At 64.2% G+C, this 25,198-nt stretch carries 23 protein-coding genes; 8 read left to right on the top strand and 15 right to left on the bottom strand.

Features of this window, described 5'->3' with window-relative positions; translation table 11 throughout:
• The 12 genes from NKH49_RS17500 to NKH49_RS17445 form a co-directional block, all read right to left on the bottom strand.
• Positions 1 to 346, bottom strand: a 346-nt coding sequence (locus NKH49_RS17500; RefSeq protein ID WP_352926962.1) for a helix-turn-helix domain-containing protein, incomplete at its 3' end; no start/stop codon positions are given.
• A 293-nt stretch (positions 347 to 639) separates the two neighbouring features.
• Positions 640 to 1,521 (bottom strand): SMP-30/gluconolactonase/LRE family protein, encoded by an 882-nt coding sequence (locus NKH49_RS17495; protein ID WP_352539233.1) that lies wholly within the window; start codon positions 1,519 to 1,521, stop codon positions 640 to 642.
• Between the two features lie 2 nt (positions 1,522 to 1,523).
• Positions 1,524 to 2,492: an ABC transporter permease gene (locus NKH49_RS17490; protein WP_352539234.1), complete on the bottom strand. Its 969-nt coding sequence runs from the start codon at positions 2,490 to 2,492 to the stop codon at positions 1,524 to 1,526.
• Positions 2,489 to 3,487, bottom strand: coding sequence for an ABC transporter permease (locus NKH49_RS17485; protein WP_352539235.1), 999 nt, complete (start codon positions 3,485 to 3,487; stop codon positions 2,489 to 2,491). The genes NKH49_RS17490 and NKH49_RS17485 overlap by 4 nt, the downstream gene beginning before the upstream one ends.
• A gap of 33 nt (positions 3,488 to 3,520) precedes the next feature.
• Entirely contained in the window at positions 3,521 to 5,023 is a 1,503-nt protein-coding gene (locus NKH49_RS17480) for a sugar ABC transporter ATP-binding protein (RefSeq protein ID WP_352926958.1), read from the bottom strand.
• A gap of 67 nt (positions 5,024 to 5,090) precedes the next feature.
• Positions 5,091 to 6,158, bottom strand: a complete 1,068-nt coding sequence (locus NKH49_RS17475; protein WP_352817877.1) for a substrate-binding domain-containing protein — start codon at positions 6,156 to 6,158, stop codon at positions 5,091 to 5,093.
• Between the two features lie 167 nt (positions 6,159 to 6,325).
• Entirely contained in the window at positions 6,326 to 7,390 is a 1,065-nt protein-coding gene (locus tag NKH49_RS17470; RefSeq protein WP_352539238.1) for a sugar ABC transporter substrate-binding protein, read from the bottom strand.
• Between the two features lie 297 nt (positions 7,391 to 7,687).
• Positions 7,688 to 8,458 (bottom strand): GntR family transcriptional regulator, encoded by a 771-nt coding sequence (locus NKH49_RS17465; RefSeq protein WP_352926954.1) that lies wholly within the window; start codon positions 8,456 to 8,458, stop codon positions 7,688 to 7,690.
• Positions 8,459 to 8,581: 123 nt separating this feature from the next.
• On the bottom strand, positions 8,582 to 9,310 hold the full coding sequence (locus NKH49_RS17460) for an E3 binding domain-containing protein (RefSeq protein WP_352926951.1): 729 nt from the start codon (positions 9,308 to 9,310) through the stop codon (positions 8,582 to 8,584).
• The gene (locus NKH49_RS17455) at positions 9,307 to 10,317 is read right to left on the bottom strand and encodes a C-terminal binding protein (protein WP_352854772.1); all 1,011 of its coding nucleotides are present in this window, start codon (positions 10,315 to 10,317) and stop codon (positions 9,307 to 9,309) included. Before NKH49_RS17455 ends, NKH49_RS17460 begins: the two co-directional genes overlap by 4 nt.
• 34 nt (positions 10,318 to 10,351) lie before the next feature.
• A complete protein-coding gene (locus NKH49_RS17450; RefSeq protein ID WP_352926984.1) occupies positions 10,352 to 12,736 on the bottom strand; it encodes a thiamine pyrophosphate-dependent enzyme in 2,385 nt (794 codons plus the stop codon).
• A 137-nt stretch (positions 12,737 to 12,873) separates the two neighbouring features.
• Entirely contained in the window at positions 12,874 to 14,094 is a 1,221-nt protein-coding gene (locus NKH49_RS17445) for a mandelate racemase/muconate lactonizing enzyme family protein (protein WP_352926948.1), read from the bottom strand.
• Between the two features lie 119 nt (positions 14,095 to 14,213).
• Between NKH49_RS17445 and NKH49_RS17440 the strand changes: the two genes are divergently transcribed.
• The 4 genes from NKH49_RS17440 to NKH49_RS17425 are packed head-to-tail and all read left to right on the top strand — an operon-like array spanning position 14,214 to position 18,038.
• Positions 14,214 to 15,008, top strand: coding sequence for an SDR family NAD(P)-dependent oxidoreductase (locus tag NKH49_RS17440; RefSeq protein WP_352926945.1), 795 nt, complete (start codon positions 14,214 to 14,216; stop codon positions 15,006 to 15,008).
• 4 nt (positions 15,009 to 15,012) lie between these two features.
• Complete coding sequence (locus tag NKH49_RS17435) at positions 15,013 to 15,861, top strand: transketolase (RefSeq protein ID WP_352926942.1); 849 nt, start codon at positions 15,013 to 15,015, stop codon at positions 15,859 to 15,861.
• The gene (locus tag NKH49_RS17430; protein ID WP_352685400.1) at positions 15,858 to 16,847 is read left to right on the top strand and encodes a transketolase family protein; all 990 of its coding nucleotides are present in this window, start codon (positions 15,858 to 15,860) and stop codon (positions 16,845 to 16,847) included. The genes NKH49_RS17435 and NKH49_RS17430 overlap by 4 nt, the downstream gene beginning before the upstream one ends.
• 9 nt (positions 16,848 to 16,856) lie before the next feature.
• On the top strand, positions 16,857 to 18,038 hold the full coding sequence (locus NKH49_RS17425; RefSeq protein WP_352817893.1) for a mandelate racemase/muconate lactonizing enzyme family protein: 1,182 nt from the start codon (positions 16,857 to 16,859) through the stop codon (positions 18,036 to 18,038).
• Here the strand turns inward: NKH49_RS17425 and NKH49_RS17420 are convergent, their stop codons facing one another.
• Entirely contained in the window at positions 18,039 to 19,070 is a 1,032-nt protein-coding gene (locus NKH49_RS17420) for a LacI family DNA-binding transcriptional regulator (RefSeq protein WP_352926938.1), read from the bottom strand.
• A 243-nt stretch (positions 19,071 to 19,313) separates the two neighbouring features.
• Between NKH49_RS17420 and NKH49_RS17415 the strand changes: the two genes are divergently transcribed.
• Genes NKH49_RS17415 through NKH49_RS17400 form a run of 4 tightly spaced genes read left to right on the top strand, consistent with a single transcriptional unit; the run spans position 19,314 to position 23,726 of the window.
• Positions 19,314 to 20,324, top strand: coding sequence for an ABC transporter permease (locus NKH49_RS17415; protein WP_352926935.1), 1,011 nt, complete (start codon positions 19,314 to 19,316; stop codon positions 20,322 to 20,324).
• 53 nt (positions 20,325 to 20,377) lie between these two features.
• The gene (locus NKH49_RS17410) at positions 20,378 to 21,352 is read left to right on the top strand and encodes a sugar ABC transporter substrate-binding protein (RefSeq protein WP_352685398.1); all 975 of its coding nucleotides are present in this window, start codon (positions 20,378 to 20,380) and stop codon (positions 21,350 to 21,352) included.
• A gap of 53 nt (positions 21,353 to 21,405) precedes the next feature.
• Positions 21,406 to 22,968 (top strand): sugar ABC transporter ATP-binding protein, encoded by a 1,563-nt coding sequence (locus NKH49_RS17405; protein WP_352539250.1) that lies wholly within the window; start codon positions 21,406 to 21,408, stop codon positions 22,966 to 22,968.
• Positions 22,965 to 23,726: an SDR family NAD(P)-dependent oxidoreductase gene (locus NKH49_RS17400; RefSeq protein ID WP_352926931.1), complete on the top strand. Its 762-nt coding sequence runs from the start codon at positions 22,965 to 22,967 to the stop codon at positions 23,724 to 23,726. Before NKH49_RS17405 ends, NKH49_RS17400 begins: the two co-directional genes overlap by 4 nt.
• On the opposite strand, the gene NKH49_RS17395 is transcribed toward NKH49_RS17400, so the two are convergent.
• Both NKH49_RS17395 and NKH49_RS17390 read right to left on the bottom strand, forming a co-directional pair.
• Positions 23,723 to 24,622, bottom strand: a complete 900-nt coding sequence (locus NKH49_RS17395) for an aldose 1-epimerase (RefSeq protein WP_352539252.1) — start codon at positions 24,620 to 24,622, stop codon at positions 23,723 to 23,725. The two genes, NKH49_RS17400 and NKH49_RS17395, sit on opposite strands and share 4 nt — an antisense overlap.
• Complete coding sequence (locus tag NKH49_RS17390) at positions 24,606 to 25,190, bottom strand: SDR family oxidoreductase (protein ID WP_352539253.1); 585 nt, start codon at positions 25,188 to 25,190, stop codon at positions 24,606 to 24,608. Before NKH49_RS17390 ends, NKH49_RS17395 begins: the two co-directional genes overlap by 17 nt.
• Positions 25,191 to 25,198 lie beyond the last annotated feature (8 nt).

The raw sequence follows: 25,198 nt of genomic DNA, 5'->3' as shown, positions 1-25,198 counted from the left end.
CGAGCACGGCATGCACGGTGCTTTTGGCCGGGATACGCACATCACCGGCGAGCTTCCTGACCAGCAACTCCCTGATCTTGCGAGCGCCCCAATGCGGCTTCTCGCGCTTGGTCTCGACGATCAGCCGCTCGATCTGCTCGGGCAACTGGTTGGCGTACCTCACCGGCCGCCGCGAGCGGTCGCAAAGCGCCTCCAGCCCTTCCTCCCTATAGCGGTTGAAGATCTTGTAGCCAGTCTTGCGCGAAATCCCGAAATCCCGGCACACATCGCTCATGCCTTCTCCCGCGAGAAGGCGGGCAACGAAACGTAGACGTTCCTCCATCACCGAACACTCTCTCCACGGCATCAACACCTCCGGCCAAAAGCCAAAAGTGTTACCCATGTGTCCGGTACAAAACGTCACCTATGTCTCAGGCCGCGCAGGATAAGCTGTTGAAATAACAACAAAAAACTGAAACTTTGGTAGCGCCCTGTCCAAAAATCTTCAATGATTTCAGGGGCCGAGCCTGCTATCTGGTGGTGCCAACGAACGTCGCAGAGGCGCCGTAAGCGGTCTTTACCAAGCAGATGTCCTGATGTCGCCTTTGATACGCAAGTTCGAGACACCGCTGGTCATGCCGGCTGTTTAGCCAAAGCGGGTCAGCCCTTGAACGCCGGCAAGATAAGGCCCTTGACGCCGACATCGAGCGCGAACAATCCGCCCGGATGCTTCTGGCGGACGAAGTGACTGGCCGGACGCCGGAGTACGGCAGAGGTGACGTAGAGGATATCGAGGTCCTTGCCGCCGAATTCGCAGCAGGTCGGCAGGTCGGTCGGCAAGATCACGGTTTCCATCAGTTCGCCGTCGGGATCATAGCGGCAGACTTTGGCGGTCACTGGGATGGTCACCCAGTAGCAGCCTTCGGCATCTACGGTGGCACCGTCGGCGACGCCGCCGGTCGCCCTCATGTCGATGAAGGTGCGGCGGTTCTCGATCTCGCCGGTGGCGGCATCGAAATCATAGGCCCACACCGCGCCGGCATGGCTGTCGGAAAAATACATGGTTTTCGAATCCGGGCTCCAGGCGAGCCCGTTGGAGCATCCGATGCCGTCGATCATCTTGTGGACCGAAAGGTCTGGATCGAGCCGGTAGAGCGCGCCGATGAATTCGATCGGCTGGCCCGGCACCTCGAACATCGAGCCCGACCAGAAGCGGCCCTGGCGGTCCGGCTTGCCGTCGTTGAAGCGGGTCTTCGGCATATGCGCTTCCGGGTCGACGATCGCCTCGAACCTGCCGGTTGCCGGGTCGAAGAAATGGAAGCCGTTTGTCATGGTTAGCACCAGGCCGCCCTTCTCGCGCAGGCCAAGGCAGCCGAGATATTCCGGCGTCTCGAAGACCTCGTCCTTGCCGGTCGATGGATCGTAGCGATGGATCAGCTTCTTCCAGATGTCGATCCACCACAGCACGCCGGCCTTGGGGTCCCAGAGCGTGCCTTCGCCGAGCTCGGCCCTGGCATCGACGACACAGGTGATTTCGACCATGGTCAGCTCTCCTTTCTGCGCATCTTGCCGCCGAGACCGGCGAAGGTCTCGCTGCCGATCGACACGGTGAGCAGGATCACCGCGCCATAGACGATGAGCAGCGCTCCGCTCGACAGGTTGAGCGCCGGCAACAGGCCGGTGAGGATGGTGAGCACCATGGCGCCGGCGACGGTGCCGAGATAGTGGCCGCTGCCGCCGAGGATCGAGGCGCCGCCGATGGCGACTGCCGCGATCGAGGTGAACAGATAGGCGTCACCCATGCCGAGATAAGCCTGGCTGGAATAGCCGGTGAGCAACATGCCGGCGAAAGCGGCGGTGAGGCCGGAGATGACAAAGGTCAGGATGGTGGTGCGCGCCGTCGGCACGCCGGAGAATTCAGCGACCGTGGCGCTGGTGCCGAGCGCATAAAGATGGCGGCCGAATGCCGCCTTGGACAGCAGCAGCGTCGCCACCAGTGTCAGCGCGAGCCAGATCAGCGCGATGACCGGGAAGCCGCCGATGCGGCCGACCGACAGGAACTGGATCAAGGCCGGCGCCGAGGGTGTCGGCGAGCCCCCGGTCAGCACCAGGATCAGGCCTTGCAGGATGACATTGGTCGCGAGTGTCATGATGATCGGCGGCACGCCGAACCGGGCGACGCCGACGCCATTGAACAGCCCGATCAAGGCGCCGCCGGCGAACAGCAGCGGCATTACCCAGACCAGCGGCAGATCCCGACCGCCGCAGAGCAGCGCCATGACGATTGCCGCCGAGTTGAGCACCCAAGGCACCGACAGGTCGATGCCGCCCCCTATGATGACAAAGGTCTGGCCGAGCGCGACGATGCCGACAAAGGCGGCCAGCACGATAGTCGAGCGCATGTTGGATACTGAGAGGAAGCCCGGCGAGAACAAAGCCGTGACCAGCAGCAGCACAACCATGCCGGCATAGGCGAGTACGATGAGGCGGTTGCGGGCAAGGAAGGCGCTCATTGGACACGGTTCCTTGCGGCTTTTTCGGCAACGGAACTGGCAAGCACCGAGAGCAGGAGGATGATGCCGGAAGCGACCGGCTGCCAGTAGCTCGACACATGCAGGACGAAGACGAGATTGCCGATGAGGGTGAGCACGAAGGCGCCGATCACCGTGCCGGCAAGATGGCCGCGACCGCCGAACAGGCTGACACCGCCGATGACCGCGGCCGCGACCGAAGGCAGGATATAGTCCTTGCCGATGGTCGGCGAACCGGCGCCGGTCTGCGTCACCAGAAACAGCGCCGCGCCGGCCGCGAACAGGCCGGACAGGCCGTAGGTGACGAGGTTGACGCGGGTGATCGAAACACCGGACAGGAAGGCTGATTTCTCGTTGGAACCAGTCGCCTGGATGGCTATGCCGACACGCGTCGCGCGAAACCACCACCAGAACACGAGCAGCGCCAGCAGCATCCAGACCGGGCTCGTCAGGCCGACAAGCTGTGCCGAGGCGAAGCCGACCCACCAGCCGGGAACGCTGCCGCCATCGGTCGGCAGGATGATCATGGCGACGCCGTTGAGGATCGACCAGGTGGCAAGCGTCACCAGGAAGGGCTGCAGCTTGAGCAGCGAGATCAGCAGGCCGTTGAGTGCGCCGATCAGGAAGCCGAGTGCTAGGATGATCAGCGCCCAAAGTGCTGTGGCCGACGGATCATCGGTGAAGCGCGTCGCCGCAATCACCGTGCCGAGGCTGATCATGCCGCCGATCGACAGGTCGATGCCGCCCCGCACCAGCACGATGGTCTGGCCGGTTGCCGCCAGCATCAGCGTCATAGCCGCGGCCGTGTCGAGGTTGAGTTCGTCCAGCGAAAAGACACCGGCCTGCAGGCTGCCATAGATGGCAACGATCAAGGCCAGCATGAGGGAGGCGACAAGGAACGGCGCGCGGTCGAGCAGGCGGCCGCGCCAGTCGATGCCGGGCCTCGTCCATTTCATTTCGGCAGGTCGTTGCGCCATCCCCACAGTTTGCTCCGCGGACATCACCATGCCTCAAGCCGCCTCGCTTTCGAGCATGGCGGCGCGCAAAATGCCCGCCTCCGAGATGCGGTCGCCTTCGAGCGTCGCCGCGATGCGGCCATTGCGCATCACCAGCACCCGGTCGGCGACATGGACCAGTTCCGGCATGTCGCTGGAATGGAACAGGATCGCATAGCCCTTGGCCGCGAGGTCGCGCATCAGCTGAAAAATCTCGCCCTTTGTGCCGACATCGACGCCGCGCGTCGGATCGTACAGCAACAAAACGCGCGCCTGCGTGAGCAGCATCTTGCCGAAGATCACCTTCTGCTGGTTACCGCCGGACAGCGTGCCGGCGAGCTGTTCCGGCGTGCCTGCCTTGATGCGCAGGAAGTCGACCATTTCCTTGACCAGAGCCAATTCCTTTTGTCGGCTGAGCAAGCCATTTTCGGTAAAACGCCTGATAACGGACAGGGTCAGGTTCTCGCGCACGCTCTTGGTCAGGAGCAGGCCCTGCCCGCGCCGGTCCTCCGGCACCAGCGCAATGCCATCCTTGCCTGTCAGCGCCTGGCGCGGATTGCCGATCGAGACCGGCTTGCCCCAGAGTTCGAGGGTGCCGCTCGCCTTGCTGGCGCCGAACAGCGCCTGGAACAGGTCGCGCTGGCCGTGGCCCTGCAAGCCGCCAACACCCAGCACCTCGCCTTCGCGCAGCGTGAAGTCGACGCCGGAGAGCCGGCTGCCGCTGGAAAAGTTCCTGACCCTCAGCGCGATGTGGTCTGTCGCTGTGGACACACGCTCCGGATAAAGCCTGTCCAGATGGCGGCCGATCATCTGCGTGACGATCTCGTTGTCCGACACGGCGTTCGCCTCGTGCGCGGCGACGGTGCTGCCATTGCGAAAGATGGTCAGCCGGTCGGCGATGGCGCGCACCTCGGCCATGCGGTGCGAAATGAAGATCACCAGCCGGCCTTCGGCCGCCAATTGCCGCGTCAGATTGAGCATCCACTCCGCCTCCCGCGCCGGCAGCGCCGAGGTCGCTTCGTCAAGGATCAGGATGCGCGGGTCCTTGGCCAAGCCCTTGGCAATCTCGACAATCTGCCGTTCGGCCAGGGTCAGCCGCCGCAATTCCTGGTCGGGACGCAATGCCGGAAAACTATATTTGTCGAGCAGCGCCAGCGTCTTGCGGCGCATCTCGCCGCGGTTGACGATGCGCAGCAATGTCCGTGGTTCGTGACGGAACCAGATATTCTGTTCGACGCTGAGATCGGGGATCAGCGACAGTTCCTGGAAGACGGCGGCGATGCCGAGCGCCTGGGCCGCGTCCGGATTGGCCGGGCGATAGTCCTGGCCATCGACCAGGATCGAGCCGCCGTCGTGCTGCACGGCGCCCGACAGGATCTGGATGAAAGTGCTTTTGCCGGCGCCATTCTCGCCGAGCAGTGCGTGCACCTCGCCGGCGCGGGCACTGAACGTCGCCTCGCTCAGCGCGACGATGCCGCCATAGCGTTTGGACAAGCCTTTGACGGTGACGAGGTCCATGAATGCGCCTTCGAAAAGCTCTCCCGACACCTTGCGCCGCCGGGAGACAGGGGCGTTTGACAGGAGTTTACTTGGTACCGGCGGCTTCCGCAGCGGTGATCTCGACCCAGTCGGGCGTGATCGGCAGCGTCAGGCCGGGCGCCTGGTCCGGAAATGCATTCTTGCCGATCGCGATCTTGATCATCTTGGTGCCCGGGTAAAGCTTGGACTCGAAGGGATCGGTGGTGACGAAATCACCCTTGACCGAGACGGAGCGCTCGGCGGGCTTCTTGCCGGTGTCGAGAATGTCGACCGCGAGCTTGATCGCTTCCGAGGAGAGATAGGCAGGATTGGAGCCAAGGATGCACTTGGCGCCTTGCGTCTGCGCGCAAGTAACGGCGGCGACATTGTAGGAGAAGCCGACGACCGGGACGATCGGGCGGCCGGCATCCTTCAGCGCCTGGATAGCGCCGGAGCCATAGCCTTGCGTCATGATGCCGTCGATCTTCGGATTGGCGGCAAGCAGGGCCGCGACACCCGACTGTTCCGGACCGAGTGCATAGTTGCCGTTGTAGTAGCCGACGACCTTGATGTCGGGATATTTGGCCAACACCTTCTCATAGCCTTGCTGCAACTGTGCCGAGATCGGCGCCCCGGCGAGACCACGGTCGAGGATGATGTTGCCCTTGCCGCCAAGCTGCGTAGCCATCCACTCGGCCATCACCGAGGGAATGCGATCCCAGTCGGACGCGACGGCAAATGCGCAGGGTTCGGTCACCACCTGGTCGAAGCTGATGACGACGATACCGGCGTCGCAGGCCTTCTTGATGGTCGGATTCAAGGCCGAGTCCGAACCGGCATCGACAAGGATGGCGTCCGGCTTCTGGCGGATGATGTTGTTCAGCGAATTGATCTGCGCCTGGACGGTGTTCTCGACATTCTCGATCTTGAGGTCGACGCGGCCCTTCAGCGGCCCCTTGTTCACCGAAACGTTGGCGACACGCTCCATCTGCTGGCGCCAGTCATTGCCGACGAAATTGTTCGAGAGATAGATGGTGTAGGTCTTCTTGTTCTCGGCGTGGCTCGGCGCGGTGCTCACCGCGATTGCGGACATGGCAAGAGCTGCCAATCCGCCGCAAACTGTCTTCAGTTTCATGATCTCTCCTCCTTCGTGTTTCCTGCATCAGCCGGTGACGGACTTCGCCATCTTGATGGGTGCTGCACATAAATTGATACCGGTACCAATGCGCCTTGTCAATTTAAGCCAAGGCGCATTGGAGGAGCCTCGAGGCGACCATTTCGCCGCCGATCGGCAGACGTCGTTCATTTGGCGCCGGCGGCCTCGGCAGGGGTGATTTCAACCCAGCCCGGGCTGACGGGAAGAAACAGGCCTGGCGCCATGTCCGGAAAGGCATTCTTGCCGACCTCTATCTTCTGCATGGTCGCGTCGGGATACAATCCCGACGGGACCGGATCGGTGGTGAGGAAGGCGTTGCGCAGCAGGATCTTTTTCTCCGCCGGCTTCTTGCCGTCGAGTATCTCCACCGCCAGCTTCAAGGCCTCGGCCGACAGATAGGCAGGGTTGGGTGCAAGGATGCACTGGGCGCCCTGGGTCTGCGCACAGGTCGTCGTCGTCAGGTTGAACGGACTGCCGGTGATGGGAACGATCGGACGACCGGCGTCCTGCAGCGCCTTGATCGCTCCGGCGCCGTAGCCCTGGACGAAGATGGCGTCGACTTGCGGGTGCGCCGCCAGCAGGCTGGCGACGCCGGCTTGTTCCGGTCCCAGCGCATAGTCGCCGTTGAAATAACCGACCACTTCAATGCCGGGATATTTCTTGATGACTTCCTCGAACCCACCCTGCAGCTGGGCGGAGATCGGAGCACCGGCAAGTCCGCGATCAACGAGGATCTTGCCCTTGCCGCCGAGTTTCTTGACCAGCCATTCGGCCTCCACGCGCGGTGCGCGGCCCCAGTCGGACTCCATCGTGTAAGCGCAGGGCGCGCTGACGATCTGGTCGAAGGCGATGACCACGATGCCGGCCTTGCAGGCCTTCTCGATCGTCGGGTTGAGCGCTTCGCCGGAGCCCGCGTCGATGACGATGGCGTCGGGCTTGTTGCGAACGATGTTGTTGAGGGAATTGATCTGCGCCTGGACCGTGGTCTCGACCACCTCGACCTTGAGGTCGACGCGACCGGCAAGCGGCGGCTTCGTGACCGCGATGTCGGCGCTGCGCAGCATCTGCTGGCGCCAGTCGTTGCCGACGAAATTGTTGGACAGATAGATGGTGTAGGGCTTCTTGTCCTGTGCGTTGGCCGGCACGGTATCGATCGACAGCAAAGTCGTCGCGATCACCGCAAGGCCGGCGAAGAATGCGCCTGCTTTCATGATTTTCCTCCTCCCGTGTTTGGTGTCAGCCGCGCGAACGCCGCTGCCTATCAAGTGCCTTCGCCGCACACCCCCTTATGGACAGACTTTGTTTTGTGCACGCCGCTACCCCAGAACCACTGTGCACTCGGGCGACACGCACCAGGCAAATGCTCGACGTCGGATGCGGCTGCGCATCCACGTTCGATCGTGGTTCCCGGCGCAGCCTCCATCCTAGCTATGATGCTATTATAATTTTATAAAGCTGTCCATGACCGGGACCAGGAAATCGACGCGCGCCAATGCCGCCGATCGGGTTCAGGCCAGATCGTTCGGCGCGTCGTAGCTGATGCTGAAGAGATCGGCCGGATGCCGCGCGATGGTGAACTCGATGCTCTGCTGGTCGGCCGACTGGTAGAGCATCTCCACACTCAGCACCGCACTGCCGAGAGCGATGCCGAGGTCGTCCGCGATGACCTCATCGGCGATCTCGGCGCGGACCGTGACATGCGCGACGTCCAGCCGAAGGCCGAGATGCCGTTGCACCGAACGAAAGATCAGCACGTCGGAAAAATCGTCCCGCTTCAGCTTCGCTCCGACAGTTGGCGGGAAATAGCTGGTGATCTGAGCTTTCTTCTGCTCACCCACCGACAGGATGCCGCGCAAGCAGTAGCCCGCTTCGTCCTTGCCCATGCCGAAATGGCGCTGGAGCACGGGCGAAACCTCCTTGCGATAGGATTTCACCGTCAGTTGCGCGTCCTTGGTGAAGGCCGCCATGTCGGCGAAGTTCTTGAATTTCCAGCTGAGGTTGACCGATGGACTGCGCGCCGTGACCACAGCCGGTTTGGCCGACCGCTTCCTGATCAGCCCGTCGGCCTCGAGGTCACGCAAGGCCTGGCGTACGGTGATCAGGCTGACGCCGAAATGCTCGGCAATGGTCGCCTCCTTCGGCAGTTCACCGCCAACGGGGAAGGTGCCGTCACCGATCGGCTCGCGCAGGATGTCGGCAAGCTGGCGGTAAAGCGGGCCGTTGGCGCGACCAAGTGTGCGCTTGGGAAGACTGTCGATGGTGGGAACGGAGTGATCCATGTGCCTCGTCGCGCCTGTGTCGAAGCTTTTATAATAGCTTCCTGCGCCGGAGGCTATTGCATGTCACCCAAAAGTGGCTCCGGTTTTGGGATCAAAAAACAAGCCCGACGATCATCAACCGTCTCAGACGAAGAGCCGAAGCGGATGCTCGATCGCGGCTTTCAGGCTCGAAAGCCATAAGGCCGCCGCTGCCTCGTCAATGCTTCCCGTATCCGCCATCAGCAGGCACTCGGCGTGATCGCCTGATGTGTCGAGCGAGACGGTCAAGCGCATGGCGCGGGCTGGCAGAAGCGGCATCATGAGCGACCTGACGTCGCTTGCCGGCAACACCCGCAGGGACAATGCGGCAGGTTTTTCCGCATCGTCACGACTGTCGGCCAAAGCAGTGAGCCGCGTCTCCCACAGCGATGTCAGAGACATTTCGGGGATCATGTCGAACACGGCTTGCCGGCCCGCCAGTTCCAGCGCCACGGATGCCGTGCCGATCCTGGCGGCGTCCGGTATCTCGGCAAATGCTCTGCCCGCCGCGCGCAGCAGCACGTCGTCAATGTCGAACAGCCTTCCAGAGCTCTCCAGTGCCGCCAGCAGGTCTCGCAGCGCGCGGAGGGCAACGGACGTCGCAAAGGCAGCGATCCGGGGCGCAGCAGTGGAAGGCTCCGCCGCTGGGGCGGCGATATCAGGCGAAACGACCAGCGTGGCAGCCGGAACGTAGCCGGTGACATCGGCAGCGAGGATGCGGCCACCGGGGCCGCTGCCGCGAAGGACTTCGAGCGGCAGCGCACGCTCGCGCGCCAGGCGGCGGGCGTATGGGGAAACGGCGAGACGCCTTGCCTGCGCCGCCATTGCGTTCATTTCAAATACTCTGAATTGACGCAGTTGGTCAGCCGTCCCTCCGCAAGATATGCGTGCACGACCTCGATCGATTTCAGCCGGAGATCGCGCATCGATGCCGGGCTGTAGAAGGCGGCGTGGGGGGTGACGATCAGGCGGTTGGCGATCCATGCTTCGCGGCGTCGCCATGCCGCCAGCAGCGGATGTTCGAGATCGCCGGGTTCGCTTGGCAGCACGTCGAGCCCCGCGCCGGTGACGGTACCCGCGCGCATAGCTGCTTCGAGCAAGTCGAGATCGACGATCGGGCCGCGCGCGGTGTTGATCAGCACAAGCCCGGGCCTGGCCGCGGCGAAGGCCGCCGCGCCAAGCAGCTTGCGGGTTTCCTCGCTCAATGGCGTGTGGACGCTCACCACATCCGCGCGCGCCATGAGCTCGGCCAACGAATGGACCCGCTCGTAGCCTGTCGACAAGTCGACGCCGGACGACAGATGCGGGTCGTAGAACACCACCTTCATGTCGAAGGCGGCTGCGCGGCGGGCCGTGGCGAGGCCGATGCGGCCAAGTCCGACAATGCCGAAGGTGGCGCCCTTATGCCGGCGCACCAGCGGCGCTTTGGAGAAATGCCAGCCTTCGGCGCCATTGCCGGTGAGTTCCGCGCCATAGGCGGAGGTGCCGCGCGTCAGCGCCAGCATCAGGCCGATGGCGTGGTCGGCGACTTCGGTTGTACCATAGTCCGGCACATTGCAGGCCGGTATCTTGCGCGCGCCCCAGCCTGCCGTGTCGATGTTGTCGAAGCCGACGCCCGAGCGTACCGCGATCCTGGCCTTGGGAAACGCGGTGGGAGCGGCAGCGACATTGTGGGTCGGCGAATAGTTGATGACCGCATCGGCGGTCTCGCAGGCCGACGGATCGAGCATGGCTGGCTTGTCATTGGTCGATCTGGCGAGGATGAACTCGATGTCGGGATAGTGCTCGCGCTCGAGTTCGGCTTCATCGGCGGCTTGCCAGTTGGCGCACAGGATCTTCATGCTTGCCCTTCGGATTTTACAGGGAGAGTGGTGACTATTTCTTGATGCCGCCAATGCGGCCGCCCATCGGCACCACGGCGCCGACCGGCTGGTCGATCGCGGCAAGCGTGCCGCTGACTGGCGCCTCGATCTCGACCACGGCCTTGTCGGTCTCGATCTCGGCGACCAGTTCGCCTTCCTTGACCGCATCGCCGACCGCTTTCCGCCATTTGATGACGGTGCCTTCGCTGACGGTGAGATCGCCGAACGGCATCGTCACCGGCTCGTCGTCGCCGGCGGCGGGTACCTGCGGCGCAGCGGGCGCAACCTTGGCGGGAGCAGGTGCCGATTTAGCCGGTGCGGCACTTTTCAGGCCGACCGTGTACCAGTGATCGGGAATCGGCGGCTTGCCGGCGATGACGTCGCGCGCGCCCTGGACGATGCGCGCCGTGTCGACCAGCATGGCGCGTTCCAGCACGGGCGCGAAGGGATGCGAGGTCGGCGCGGTGTGCAGCCTTCCGGGCGGAGCGTCGAGGTCATCGAAGGCAAGTTCGTTGATGGCCTGCGCGATCTCGCCACCCAGGCCGCACATCGCCCAGGCCTCGTCGACGATGAGCAGGCGATGGGTCTTGCGCACGCTGGCGACGATCGTCTCGATGTCGAGCGGCATGATGGTGCGCGGATCGATCACCTCGGCTTCGATGCCTTCGGCCGCCAATGCCCCCGCCGCTTCAATCGCGCGCTGCACCATCTGCCCTGCGGCAACGACGGTGATGTCGGTGCCGGCCCGCGCGATGCGCGCGACTCCGAACGGGACAAAATGTTCGCCAAGCGGCACCTCGCCCTTGGAGGCGAACAGCGCCTTGGGTTCGAGCATGATGACAGGATCGCCGGCCCTCAGCGCTGTCTTCATCAGCCCCTTGGCATCCGCGGGGCTCGAGGGAACGCAGACGATGAGGCCCGGCATATGGGCGAAGACCGGATGATAGATGCCGCTGTGGTGCGGGCCGGAACTGCGCAGCGCGCCGGCGCCGACGCGCACCACCATCGGCGCGCTCATCAGTCCGCTGGTCATGTAGCGCAACTTGGCGGCCTGCAGGAAAATCTGGCCGGCGGTCTCGAAGGCGAAGTCGGCAAACATCAGGTCGGAGACCGTGCGCGCGCCGGTAGCCGAGGCGCCGACGGCGGCGGCGGTGAAGCCCTGTTCGGAAATCGGCGTATCGACCATGCGCTCGGCGCCGAACTCCTGCCAGAGGTTTCTGGTGTGGGCGAAGCTGCCGCCACGCTCGCCGGTGCCTTCGCCAAAATAGAGGATTGCCGGATTGGCGCGCATTTCCTCGGCGATGCCGTCGCGTACCGCCTCGAGCCAGCCTTGCGTGCGCGTCTCGCCGACGGCGCGCGGCTGCAGCGCTGCCGGCGGGTTGATCGGATCGGCAAAGACATGCAGGCGCACCGTTGCCGGATCGGGCTCGGGCGAATTGCGGGCGAAGGTCAGCGCTTCCTCGACCACCTTCTCAATCCGGCTTTCGATCGTCGCCAGCGCCTCTGCGTCGGCGATACCATAGTCCTCGATCAGCTTCTTGCGGAACATGTCGATCGGATCGCGCTTGATCCAGGCGTCGAGCTCCTCTTGCGTGCGGTAGGTGCCGACGACGGGATCGCCCTCATGGTGGCCGACGGTGCGATAGGTCTTGGCCTCGATCAGCGTCGGACCCTTGCCGGCGCGGGCGCGCTCGGTGGCTTCCTTCATGGCCAGCCAGACGGCGAAGACGTCGTTGCCGTCGACGGCGACGCCTGGCATGCCGTAGGACACGGCCTTGGTGGCGATTTCGGGATTGAGCGTGACGGACTTGAGCGGCGTCGCGGTGGCGTAGAGGTTGTTCTCGCAGACGAAGACCGCAGGCGCGCGCTGCACGGCAGCGAAATTGAGCGCCTCGTGGAAGCCGCCATGATTGGCGGCGCCGTCGCCGAAAAACGCGACGCCGATGTCGTCACGGCCCTGCTGGCGGGCGCTCATGCCGATGCCGACCGCATGGCCAATGCCGGCGGCGACGATGCCATTGGTACCGAACAGGCCGACCGAACGGTCGTAGAGATGCATAGTGCCGCCACGGCCGCCGCAAATGCCGTCGACCTTGCCGAACAGCTCCGCCATCACATGTCCGGGGTTGGCGCCCTTGGCCAGCGCGTGGCCATGGCCACGATGGGTTGATGTGACCCAGTCGGTCGGCCTGAGATGCGCGCAGACGCCGACGCCCGTCGCCTCCTCACCGATATAGAGATGCAGGAAGCCGGGCGTTTCGCCCTTGCGGCAGGCGATCTGGGCGATGCTTTCGAAGCGGCGCAACAGCACCATGCGTTCGAACAGATCGAGCAGAATCTTGCGGTCGGGGAGGTTTGGCACCCCCCTGGACTCCTCGCGCGTGCGCGCCGCAGACATTGCCACCAAAGCCTCCCTGAATACGTCTGACGCCGGACGGCAGAGCGCCGGCGGCGAGCTTGTTGGCCGCCCGCTTCGGCGCATCATAGATTATAATAGCATAATGTCTACCGGCACTGAACGGAGGCGCGCGGGCGCTAGATTTTGGTGATCCGCACCGTGGCGTCGGGACGCTCGAACAGCTCCGGCCGCAAGCTGAGACCGAGCCCCGGCCCTTCGAGGGGCGTGACGTGACCGTCCGCGACCGATGGAATGTCGGCGACAATCTCGGTGTACCAGCCGGTGAAATAGGCCCGCACCGCTTCCTGATAATTGACGTTCGGCAAGGTCGCCGACAGAGCGCAACTAGCGGCATAGACGATAGGCCCGGTACAGTCGTGCAAGGTGACCGGCAGTTCGCTGGCTTCGGCCATGTTGGCTATCTTGCGAGCCTCGGACAGACCACCGCACCAGGCGAGGTCGATCATGATCACCGAAGCGGCGCGCTTGTCGATCAGTTGCTTGAACATTTGCCGCGAGGCGAGCCGCTCGCTGGCGGCGATCGGGATCGAGGTATGGCGGGCAAGCTCGGCCATGGCGTCGAGCTCGTTGTAGCGGATAGGCTCCTCCAGCCAAGCGACGTCGTAGGCTTTCAGCGCCTCGGCGATGCGCAGCACCGGGGGCAAGGTCCACAGCCCGTGCAGCTCGACCATGATCTCCATGTCGCGGCCGACGGCCTCGCGGATTTTCTGGAAGGGCTCCAATGCCTTGTCGAGATCGGGGAGCGAAATGCGGGTGCCGTTCGACGCCTCGGCGGCGATGTCGAAGGGCCATATCTTCATCGCGCCGATGCCTTCGGATTTCAGGCTCCTGGCAAGATCGCCGGCATTGTAGCGCCAGGCGAGCAGGTCCTCGTAAGGACCTCCGTTCGAATCGCCAGCCTTGAGCGACCAGTCCTCGCCGCGCTCGAACAGGGCGTTCCTCTTCGTGGCGCGGACATGTTTGTAGCCGGCGCAAGTGTTGTAGATCGGCACGGTCTTGTGGGTGCGCCCGCCAAGCAGCCGCCAGACCGGCTCGCCGAGCGCCTGGCCATATACATCCCAGAGTGCGATGTTGACGGCGGAATTACCGCGCACCTCGGCGCCGGAATCGCGCGCGCCGACATAGACGCTGCCCAACGTACGGTCGTGCAGCTCGATGTCGCGCGGATCCTTGCCCAGAAGGTAAGCGGCGACATTGTCGTGGATGTAGGCGGCGACTGGCCCCGGCGCCCAGAAGGTCTCGCCGGTGCCGATGAGGCCGGCATCGGTGTGGACGCGCAGCCAGAACAGGAAGGGGAATTCCGCCAGCTGCAGCGTTTCGAGCGCGACGACTTTCATTGTTTTCTCCCCATTGCAGCGGACCATGCGGGCGACAGGACAATAGCACATCGCCGTTGACAGCTATTTATGGTACCGGTATCAATTCCGTCAAGATGGGCCACCGGGAGAGTGTTCGCTTGCCAGCCGAAAATCAGAATACGACGCCACGAAGGGCACTCATCACCGGTGCCGCCGGCGGCCTCGGCCGCGAGGTGGCGGTCCAGCTGGCGCGGCGCGGCTGTGTCGTCGCGGTCACCGATATCAATGGCGAGGGGCTGGCCGAGACCGTCAGGCAGATCAGCGAAACCGGCACGGAAAGCGAAGGCATCGTCAGCGACTTCACCGGGGAAGGCGCGCCGGAAGCGGCGGTCGAAAAGGTGGTCGCGCGCTGGGGCGGCATCGACATCCTGGTCAACAATGCCGGCTATGGCGTGATCGAACCGTTCCTCGATGCCACCTACAAGGCCTGGACGCGCACGCTGGCGCTCAATGTCACGGCACTTGCCATGGCCTGCAAGGCCGCCGGGCGGGTGATGCGCGAGCAGCGGTCGGGGCGCATCATCAACATCACCTCGCCCGGCTCGCGCATGGCGCTGCCCGACTATACCGCCTACACGGCGAGCAAGGCCGGCGTCGATTCCATCACCCGCGCCGCCGCGGTGGCGCTGGCGTCCTATGGCGTGCTCGTCAACAGCCTGGCGCCGGGCATGATGGACACCGAGATGCAGCGGTCGACCGAGGTCGACCTCGCCCGCGCCAATGGCCGCGACGACCTGCAAGCCTTCCTCGACGAGCGCACCCGACGGATCCCGCTCGGCCGACGCGCCGAGGTTTCCGAAGTCGCCGAGGCCGTCGTCTGGCTCTGCCTCGATTCGCCCAAATACATGACCGCCGAGCGCCTCAACATGTCGGGCGGGCTCGACAAGGACTGACCTTATGCTGCGAAATTCCCCACCCGGCAGTGCCGATATTGGCGCGCTCGAACGCAAGGCGACACGGCTGCGCCGGCACATGCTGACCATGGCGCGCGGACAGGGCCAAGGCTATATCGGCCAGGGCCTCGGCATCGCCGATGTGCTGGCCGCGCTCTACTTCCACGAACTGCGCTACGATCCGCAGAATCTGGGATGGCCCGATCGCGACCGCTTCCTGCTGTCTACCGGACACTATTCCATCGCACTGTGGGCGGCGCTGGCCGAGGCCGGCATCATCCCGGTCGAGGAACTCACCACCTACGGCGTCGACAATAGCCGGCTGGAAATGTCGACGCTCGACACCACGCCCGGCGTCGAGGTCATCGGCGGTTCGCTCGGCCATGGTTTGGGACAAGGCGTCGGCCAGGCGCTGGGCTTGCGCGTCGACAAATCCGACGCGCGCGTCTTCGTCGAGTTGTCCGATGGCGAAATGCAGGAAGGCTCGACCTGGGAAGCGGCGATGTCGGCCAGCCATTTCAGGCTCGACGGGCTGGTGGCGCTGATAGACTGCAACGGCATACAGGCCGATGGGCCGGTGGTGCTCGACATGGAACCGGTCGCCGACAAATGGCGCGCCTTCGGCTGGCAGACATCGGAGATTGACGGCAACAACATGAAGGCGGTGGTCGGTGCGCTGGCCGGCGCACGCGACCGCAACGGCAAGCCGAAGGCGATCGTGCTGCGCACATTGCCGGGCAAGGGCGTGCCGCGCATTGAGACCAGCGAGAAATCGCATTTCTTCCGCATAGACATGACGCAGTGGGACGGCATCATCGCCGAGTTCGAAAAGACCGTGGGAGCAACCCAATGAGCAGCACGGCGATTGAGCCCGGACGCACGCTGCCCATGGGCCAGGACGAAGCGGTCGGCGGTGGCCAACGGAGCGTGGAGGCACCGTTCGGCAAGGCTTTGGCGCGGCTTGGCCAGAGCCGCCCCGACATCGTCGGGCTGACCGCCGACCTCGGCAAATACACCGACATATTGCCGTTCCGCGATGCCTTTCCGGAACGTTTTTTCAATGTCGGCATGGCCGAGCAGAATCTGGTCGCCGTCGCCGCCGGACTGGCGCGCACCGGCAAGGTGCCTTTCGCCACCACCTATGGTGTGTTCGCGACCCGGCGCGCCTATGATTTCGTCGCCATCGCGCTCGCCCACTCCAGCCTCGACGTCAAGATCGTTGCCGGACTGCCGGGATTGACCACCGGCTATGGCGGCACGCATCAGGCGATTGAGGACCTGGCGCTGATGCGCATGATCCCCGGCCTGACCATCATCGACCCCTGCGATGCCACCGAGATCGAGGCTGCGACCGACGCGATCGCCGAGCATCGTGGTCCAGTTTATATGCGGCTGCTGCGTGGCAACGTGCCGGTGGTATTTGAAGCTGGCTATCGCTTCGAAATAGGCAGAGCGCGACAGCTTCGCGAAGGCTCGGATGTCGGCATCATCTCGACCGGCTTGATGACCGAGCGAGCGCTGGACGCGGCGGAAGCCTTGCGCAAACAAGGCATCTCCGTCGGAGTGTTGCACGTGCCGACGATAAAACCGTTCGACGCCGAGGCGGTGGCCGAATTTTCGACCGGCTTCAACCATATCGTCACGGCGGAAAACCATGTTGTTGTCGGCGGCTTGGCGAGCCTTGTGGTCGAGACCTTGTTCGATGCCAGCATCGCGAAGAAGGTAACGCGCATCGGCCTGCCCGACCGCTATATCGAATGCGGCGCGGTGCCGACCTTGCAAGCGAAGTACGGCCTGACGACCGAGGCCGTCATCGCAACGATCGCCGCCCTGAATTAGGACTGCCGCATGAAGATCACAGAGATCGAGACCTTTGCCGTCGGCGCGGGCTGGAAGAACTGGCTGTTCGTCAAAGTGCATACCGACAAAGGCATCCACGGCGTTGGCGAAGGCACGCTGAACGGCTTCATCAAGACCACCGAAGCCGGGGTGCACGAGCTCAAGCATCTCGCCATCGGCCAAGACCCGCGCCGCATCAATGCGCTGGCCAAGCGCTTGCTGGACAGCGTTTCGCTCGATGGCGGCCATATCCACCGCACGGTGATCGCGGCGATCGAGGTCGCCTGTTGGGATATCCTGGGCAAGAGTCTCTGCGTGCCGATCCACCAGTTGCTCGGCGGCCAGGTGCGCGACAGCGTGCTCGGCTACGCCAATGGGTGGTACCGCACCGAACGCATGCCGGAAGCCTTCCTCGAGGCCGCCAAAGCGGTTTTGGCCAAGGGTTTTAAGGCATTCAAACTCGACCCTTTCGGCACCGCGCAAGGGTTTATTTCGCGCGAGGAATTGGACCTCTCCTACGCTATCTGCCGGATGCTGCGCGACAGCTTGCCCACGGACACGCTGATCCTGATCGACGTGCATGCCCGCTTCACCGAGATCGCGGCGCTTCAGGCAGCCCAGAAATTTTCCGATCTCGACATTTACTGGTGGGAGGAGCCGACCTCGCGCGACCGGCAGGAGACCGTGCATGAAGTGGCGCATCGCTCGCCGATCCCGGTTGCGACCGGCGAGATGTACGACACGGTCGGCCAGTTCTACACGCTGGCCGCCGGCGGCGGCGTCAACATCTTCCAGCCTGAGCCGATGTCGCTCGGCGGCATCGGGCCGTCGATGCAGGTGGCCAATCTGGCGCTCGCGCATGGCAGCCATATCGCGCCGCACCAGAGCGGTGGACCGGTGGCTACGGCGGTGTGCCTGCAGCTCGCGGCAGCGGTGCCGAATTTCCTTATCCAGGAGCATTTCGACGCCTTTAACGACCCGTGGACACGCGACCTGGTGACCTGGCACCCAACCGTCAATTCCCACAATGGCCACCTGTCGTTGCCGGACGCGCCGGGGCTCGGCATCGATCTCAACATCGATGCGATCAAGGATCATCCCTACGATCCCGATGCCTATCTCAACGTCCACGCCGAAGGCTGGGAAAAGCGCCTCGGACGACATGAAGAGACCGGCAGGAAGAAAACCTGATCAGGCGCTTTCGCGGTCGACGATCTCGAAGCCGAGGCTGGTGATGGTCGGCACCTTGGTGTCGCCGCCGAGCCTTGCCAGCAATTGCCGCACGGCGCGCCGGCCCATCTCGTAACGGTTGACCTTTACAGTGGTCAGCGGCGGATAGAGCTGCGCGGCCAGATCCATGTCGCCATAGCCGGCAATCGCGATCCTGCCCGGCACCGCCCAGTGGCGGCGGTGGCATTCCTGCACGGCGCCGACGGCCAGCGTGTCGCTGGAGAAGAAGATGGCGTCGATGTCCTTGTGCCTCGACGTCAACGTCACCAGCGCCTCGGCGCCGCCTTGCGCGGTGATCGGCACCTCGACCTCCATGTCGGCATGGTTCTTGATGCCGAGTTCGGTGAGCGCGGCATGATAGCCGGTGCGGCGCTGCTGTAGGCGATCATTGCCATGGATCGGCGTCGAGACGAAGCCGATGCGCTTGTAGCCCTTGGCGGCCAGATGCATGGTCATGGCATAGGCCGTCTCGAAGTTGGAGACGCCGACCACCATGTCGATCGGCTTGCGGCCCTTGATTTCGGAAATCTCGACGATCGGCGCACCGCTGCTCCTCAGAAGCCCGCGCGCCGCCTCGCTTTGTACGAAGCTCTGCAGGATCATGCCGACCGGGCGCCAGCCAAGCAGGTTGCGGATCGATTTCTCCTCGGCCTCCTGCGTGAATTCGCCTTGCACCAGAAGCATCGAGTAGCCGCTCTCATGGCATTCGTCCGACATGCCTTGCACCTGTTCGGCAATGCCCGAATTGATCAGCGGCGGCACCACCGTGCCGATCATGCGGCCATTGCCGCGCATGCTGGAGGCCAGCCGGTTGGGCACGAAGCCGGCCTGCTCGATAGCCTCAAGCACTTTCGCGCGCGTCTCGGGCGAGACCATGTCGGGATTGGACAGCGCCCGCGATACCGTCATCGGCGCGACACCAACGCGCTTGGCGATCTCGCGGACACCAAGGCGCTGCCGCTTCTTCTCGCCCGCCGGCGGCTCGTCGACCATCACCATGCTCCAAGAGAGCGCGATCCGTCAGCAATGTCCCGCGGACCGCGGCGTAAACGCCCATTCATAGCGGTTGCCGCGAATGCATTCCAGCGATGGAGCTGGCTATGCACTGCCAGGAAATTCGCCGTTGACAAGTTATAATATTATAATCTTAATGGCGAAGAGGAGTGCGCCAGGATCGGCACAGGTGAATGGAGCCGGCCGCAAGAGCCGCCGACAGGCGCCGCCAGGGAGGTCAGGATGAACAGCGCGGCTGAGGTGAGCGCGCCGCCCCGGGACGCGCGATCGTTCCGGCGGCGACTGATCGGCTTGATTGCCGTCGGCGAAGTCGGCGTGCTGGCGGCCATGGCGTTGCTGATCGCCTTCTTCTGGCTGATCGAACCGGCTTTCCTGTCGGAGCGGAACATCCGCGCCATTCTCAACGTCGTCTCCTTCGTCGGCATCATCGCCATCGGCCAGACCATCCTGCTGGTCGCCGGCGAATTCGACCTGTCGGTCGGCTCGGTGGCCGGGTTGTCCGCCGTGATCGCCGCCAAGCTGATGACCGCGGCCGCCCTGCCGGTGACCGTCGGCGTTCTCGGCGGCGTTGCCGTCGGTGCCCTGATCGGCCTGCTGAATGGCCTGATCGTCGTCAGGGTCGGCATCCCCGCCTTCATCCAGACGCTCGGCATGCTGTTCATCGGCCAGGGCCTGATCCAGGTGGTGACGGGCGGTTATCCCGTCTATCCGCTGCCCGAGGCGATCAACACGATCGGTGGCACAGATCTCGCCTTTGGGCTGGGCTGGAGCTTTGCCTTCTTCATCGTCGCCGCCATCCTTGCCGACTTCGTGCTGCGGCGCACCGTTCTCGGGCGCAACATGTATGCCACCGGCGGCAACAAGGAAGTGGCGCATCTCGTCGGCATCAAGACCAGCGCCTACAAGATCGGCGCCTTCATCACCGTCGGCGCGCTGTCGGCGATCGCCGGCATGTTCGTCATGGCCGATCTCGGCAGCGGCGGCATTTCGATCGGCAGCGGCTGGGAACTGACGGTCATCGCCGGTGTCGTGGTCGGCGGCGTCAGCCTGTTCGGCGGCGCCGGCACGGTGGCCGGCGGCGTCGTCGGCATTCTCATGCTGAAAGTGGTGCAAAGCGGCCTCGTCGTCATCGGCGTCAACTCCAACTGGCAGCAGATCGCGGTCGGCGTGATCATGGTCATGGCTGTCGGCCTCGACATCGTGCGCCGCCGCTATTTCATCGCCGGCGCTTGAGAGGCCGTGGATATTGCACCGGCAAAATGCCGGCCAACCAAGGGAGGTAAGACATGAAAATCCATTTGAAAAAGAGGGTGATCCGAGCCGCATTGGTAGCGGCGGCCGTTGCCACCTCGCTGGGCTCGGTGAGCTTGGCCCGAGCGGCGGACATCCACCTGCTCTGGGTGCAGGCGATGAAGGATCATCCCGTGCACCGGCTGATGCAGGCCGGTTTCCTCAACAAGTGCAAAGAGCTCGGCTACACCTGCGAGGTCGTCGGCGACCCGAGCGCCACCAACTGGGACATCCCCGCAACGCTGCCGCTTGCCGAAGCCGCCCTCGCCCGCACCAAATACGATGCCATCGGCGTCTACGGTCCCGATCCGGCCATCTATTCCTACATCTCCAAGCTGGCCAAGGAGGGCTTCCCGATCGTCACCTGGCACGTGCTGCCGCCCGAAGGGACCGTAAACGGGCTGAAAGCGGCAACGGGCGAGAACATCGCCGAGGCCGGGACCAACGCCGCGATCGCCATCGGCGACAAGCTCGGCGGCAAGGGCACGGTGGCACTGACGCAAGGCGCCTCCAACGACACCGAAAACGCCATGTCGGATGCCTTCCGCAAGACCATCGCCGCGAAATATCCCGGCATCAAAGTGCTCGACACCCAGATGGAAGGCTTCGAACCCTCGGCGGCGGAAGCCAAGGCGGTGGCGATCCTGCAAGGCAATCCCGACGTGACCGCCGCCTTCGGCACTACCGGCAACAGCATCCAGACCTGGTCGGGGGCGGCCCGCAAGGCCGGGCGCGATGTCGTCATCATCGGCATGGATTATATTCGGCAGAACCTCGATCTGGTAAAATCGGGCGCCGCCTACGGCATCGTCGCGCAGCCGCTCTATGAAGAGAGCGCCAAGGTCGCCGAGCTGCTGGGCGATCTGGCCCAGGGCAAGACCGTGCCCTACAGCAATCCGCTGCCGGCCAAGGTGATCACATCAGCCGACCTCGCCCCCTACTACAAGATGCTGGACAGCGCCGGCCAGTAACAGCTCCCGCCGGGTCCGCTTGCGCGGGCCCGGTGCCTTTTGAGAGGATCGCCGTGTCCAACACCGCCCAAGCGCCTCTGTTCTCGGCCCACGCAATCGCCAAGAATTTTGGCGGCGTGCAAGCACTGCGTGGTGTCGACTTCGATGTGACATCGGGCGAAATCCATGCCCTGCTTGGGCAGAATGGCGCCGGCAAATCGACCCTGGTGAAAATCCTCAACGGTGTGCATCCGGCCGGCTCCTACACCGGCGCCATCCAACTTGACGGACGGCCGGTCAGTTTCGCCTCGCCTGCCGATGCGCGGTCGAACGGCGTCGGCTATGTGCCGCAGGAAATCGAGGTGCTCGAGCAGCTTTCGGTCGCCGAGAACGTCTTTGCCGGCCGGACCGGTCTCAGTGACGGCATGCTCGTCCACCAGCGCCAGCTCGAGCAGCGCGCCGGCGCGATCTTTGCCGAGCTTGGCATCGACATCAATCCCCGGGCCTATGTCGCGTCGCTGACCTCGGCGCAGCGCCATCTGGTGATGATTGCGCGCGCCATCGTGCTGAAGCCGCGCGTGCTGATGCTGGACGAGCCGACGGCCTCGCTGTCGGGCACGGAAGTCGACGCGCTGTTCAGCGTACTGCGGCGCCTGAAGGCGCAAGGCGTGGCGATGATCTACATCACCCATCGCCTGCCCGAAGTGCTCGCCATCTGCGACCGCGCCACCGTGCTGCGTGACGGACAAGTGGCGGTACGCATCGCAAGGGAGGATTTCGATGCCGAGACCTTCATCTTCTCGATGTCGGGCCAAAGGCTGCATCGGCTGTTTCCCGAGCATGTTGCACCTGTCGGCGCGCCGACCGCGCTGGAGGTCCGCCGTCTCACTGTCGCCGGCCACAGCGGCGCTGTTCATGGCGCGAAGGATATCAACCTCTCGGTGGCCGCCGGCGAGATCGTTGGACTGGCGGGGCTGCTCGGTTCCGGCCGCAGCGAGATCCTGCACGGCATCTATGGCCGGGTGCCGGCCGAGGGCGAAATCCGTGTCGCTGATCAGCCTGTAGCGATCAAATCGCCAAGCAATGCCCGCGCCGCCGGCATCGCCTTGTTGACCGAGGATCGCAAGCGCGACGGCCTGCTGTTCAACCTGCCGGTCGGCGCCAACATCACCATCGGCAATCTCGCGCCCCTATCGCGGCATGGCATGGTGCGCGGCGGACTGGAACGCAGCTCGATTCTCGCCGCCATGCGCGCGCTCAACGTCAAGGCATCGTCGCCGCAGACCGCGGTCACCCATCTTTCGGGCGGCAACCAGCAGAAGCTGCTGTTTGCCCGCGTGCTGATGCGGGCGCCGAAAGTGCTGCTGCTCGACGAGCCGACCAAGGGCGTCGACGCGGCAACCCGGCACGAGATCTACCGGCTTGTGGTTGAGCTCGCCGAGAAGGGCGTGGCCTTGCTCATCGTCGCTTCCGAGCTTGAAGAACTGATCGGCCTTTGCGACCGTTGCCTCGTCGTTGCCGATGGCCGCATCGTCGACGAATTCGGCCGCGGCGAAGGCGGCGAAGACCGCGTGCTGCGCTCGGTGACGGCAGCGCAAGCGGAACGCCACGCGATAGCTTCACAGGTCTCTGCATGATCTTTGCCGGCAAACGCGTTTTCGTCACGGGGGCTGCGACCGGTATCGGCCGGGCGACAGCGGAGTACCTTGCCGCCGAAGGTGCCAAGGTCTTTGGCGCAGGGCTGGATGGCGAAGAGGGAAACGCGCTCGCCGGTCGCTATACCGGAAGCCAGATGATCTTTCACCAGAGCGACCTCACCCGCGAGGCCGAGGTGCAGGCGGCCGTGGCGGCAGCGACAGGGCGGTTTGGCGGTCTCGACGCGGTCATCAACTGCGCCGGCATCTATCCGACCGGCAAGCGGCTTGAAAAGCTTTCCGACGAGGAGTGGGACAGGACCATCGCCGTCAATTTGACGGCCATCTTTCGCGTCTGCCGCGCGACCTTGCCGCTGCTGCGCGCGGCTGGCGGCGGCTCGATCGTCAACATCGCCTCCGTGCATGCCGACGCAACGGTTCCCGGTGTGCCTGCCTATGCCGCGACAAAGGCGGCGGTCGTCGGCCTGTCGCGGCAGATGGCGCTTGACTATGCCGTCGACCGTATCCGCGTCAACGCCGTGCTGGTCGGTTCCGTCGCCACGAGGATGACGCTGGACGGGCTGGAAGCGGCCGGCGGTGCGGAAGCACTGGGCCTGTCCTTCGAGCCCAACAGGATCGCGCGCATCGCCAACCCTTCGGAGATCGCCACGGCAATAGGCTTCCTGATCTCCGATGCCGCGTCCTTCGTGACCGGCAGCGCCATGCAGGTGGATGGCGGGCTACTGGCGCGGCTGCTCTAGGTGTTAACCGCAAAGGGCATGAACAAGACTGTGCCAGCAGCGTTCTCGCCGGGGCCAAGCACGATCACGCCTTCGTTCGGATCGTCCCATCTGCCCCGGTTGAATGCGCCGGAGGCGTTGGTTTGCGGCTCGACGCAGAAATACGGTTTTGTGGGATCGGCATAAAGCATCAGATGCTTGAAGACGGGATCCGCAGCGATCCGCAACCCGACGCCGCGTGACGGAAAGCGAAGGGTCGCTTCGCCGCTCCAGCCGCCATAGTCGTTGTTGCGCCAGCCGCCCGACAAGGGCCGAGTCTCGGCATAGTCGAGTTCGGGTGGAAGCGTGATCCGATCACCGGAAATGCTCTCCGGTCCTTCGAGATAGAAGTGCCTGGCCTTGAACTGCAGCGTCACGTCCGGGTTGCGATCGAACCAGGGATGCAGGCCAAAGCCGAACGGCATGTCGACCAGCCCAGTGTTGGTCAGTGTCATGGTCACGCTAAGGCCCTCCTCGGAGACTACGAAAGCCTGCGTCGCGCGGTAGGAATAGGGCTCCGGTCCCGCGGCGATGTCCAGCGACAGCGTCGCGTCGATGGCGCCTGCCTTGGTGACAGTCCAGGCGTGTTGCCAGCCGCTGCCATGCACGTTGAATTTTTCCGGCGGATTGTTGGGCAGGACCTGCCAGCGTTTTGCTGCGAACTCGAAGGCGTTTCCGGTGATGCGGTTGGCGTAGGGCATCATCGGGAACATGGCGACGCCAAGCACATTGCCGGCGTCAAGATCCTCCTTCGAAAGCCGGCGCATGAGATCGATGCCGTGCCAGCGCAGCGAACTGACGCTGCCGCCGATTTGCGGCACCAGGGCGACCTCAAGCGCTTCGGCCTTGAGCGTCAACCGATCAGAAATTACGCCCATAGCCTGCCATCCATCCACCATCGACACCCAGCATCTGGCCGGTCGCATAGGTGTTCAGTGGATCGCAGAAGAACAGCACGGCCGCAACTGCTTCCTCGATGCTGCCGGCGCGGCCGACCGGTGTGTGGCTGAGCATGGCCTTGTCGCCCGAAACCATGGTTTCATCCTCGACCGTGCCGACGCCGACGGCATTGACCAGCACCTTAGGGCCGAACTCCATGGCCAGCGTGCGCATGCCGGCAAGGATCGAGGCGTTCTCCATGGAAAAGCGCGGATGGCGGCGCATTGGCATGCCGGCGGTCACCGACAGCAGGAAGACGATGCGCCCGCTGCCGCGCTCGGTCATGGTCACGGCAGCCTTGCGCGCATCGGCGTAGTGAGACCGCGGATCGCGCGTCGCCGATCCTGGCCACAACGCGCAGGAGATCAGCAGGATATCGGCGGCCCGTGCATGGGAACCCTCGACCAGATGGCCGCCATTGGCCTGCAACGCGGCAAGTGCGGCCTCGGCCACCGGATTTGTGTCGCCATCGACTGCGTAAGCAGTGCCCTCGAGATCGATTTCCATGCCCGCAC

The organism is Mesorhizobium sp. M1088, from assembly GCF_040318575.1.
Taxonomy (GTDB): Bacteria; Pseudomonadota; Alphaproteobacteria; order Rhizobiales; family Rhizobiaceae; genus Mesorhizobium.
Note: the sequence above shows the minus strand (reverse complement) of the source record. Positions and strands in the feature narration are given on the sequence as shown.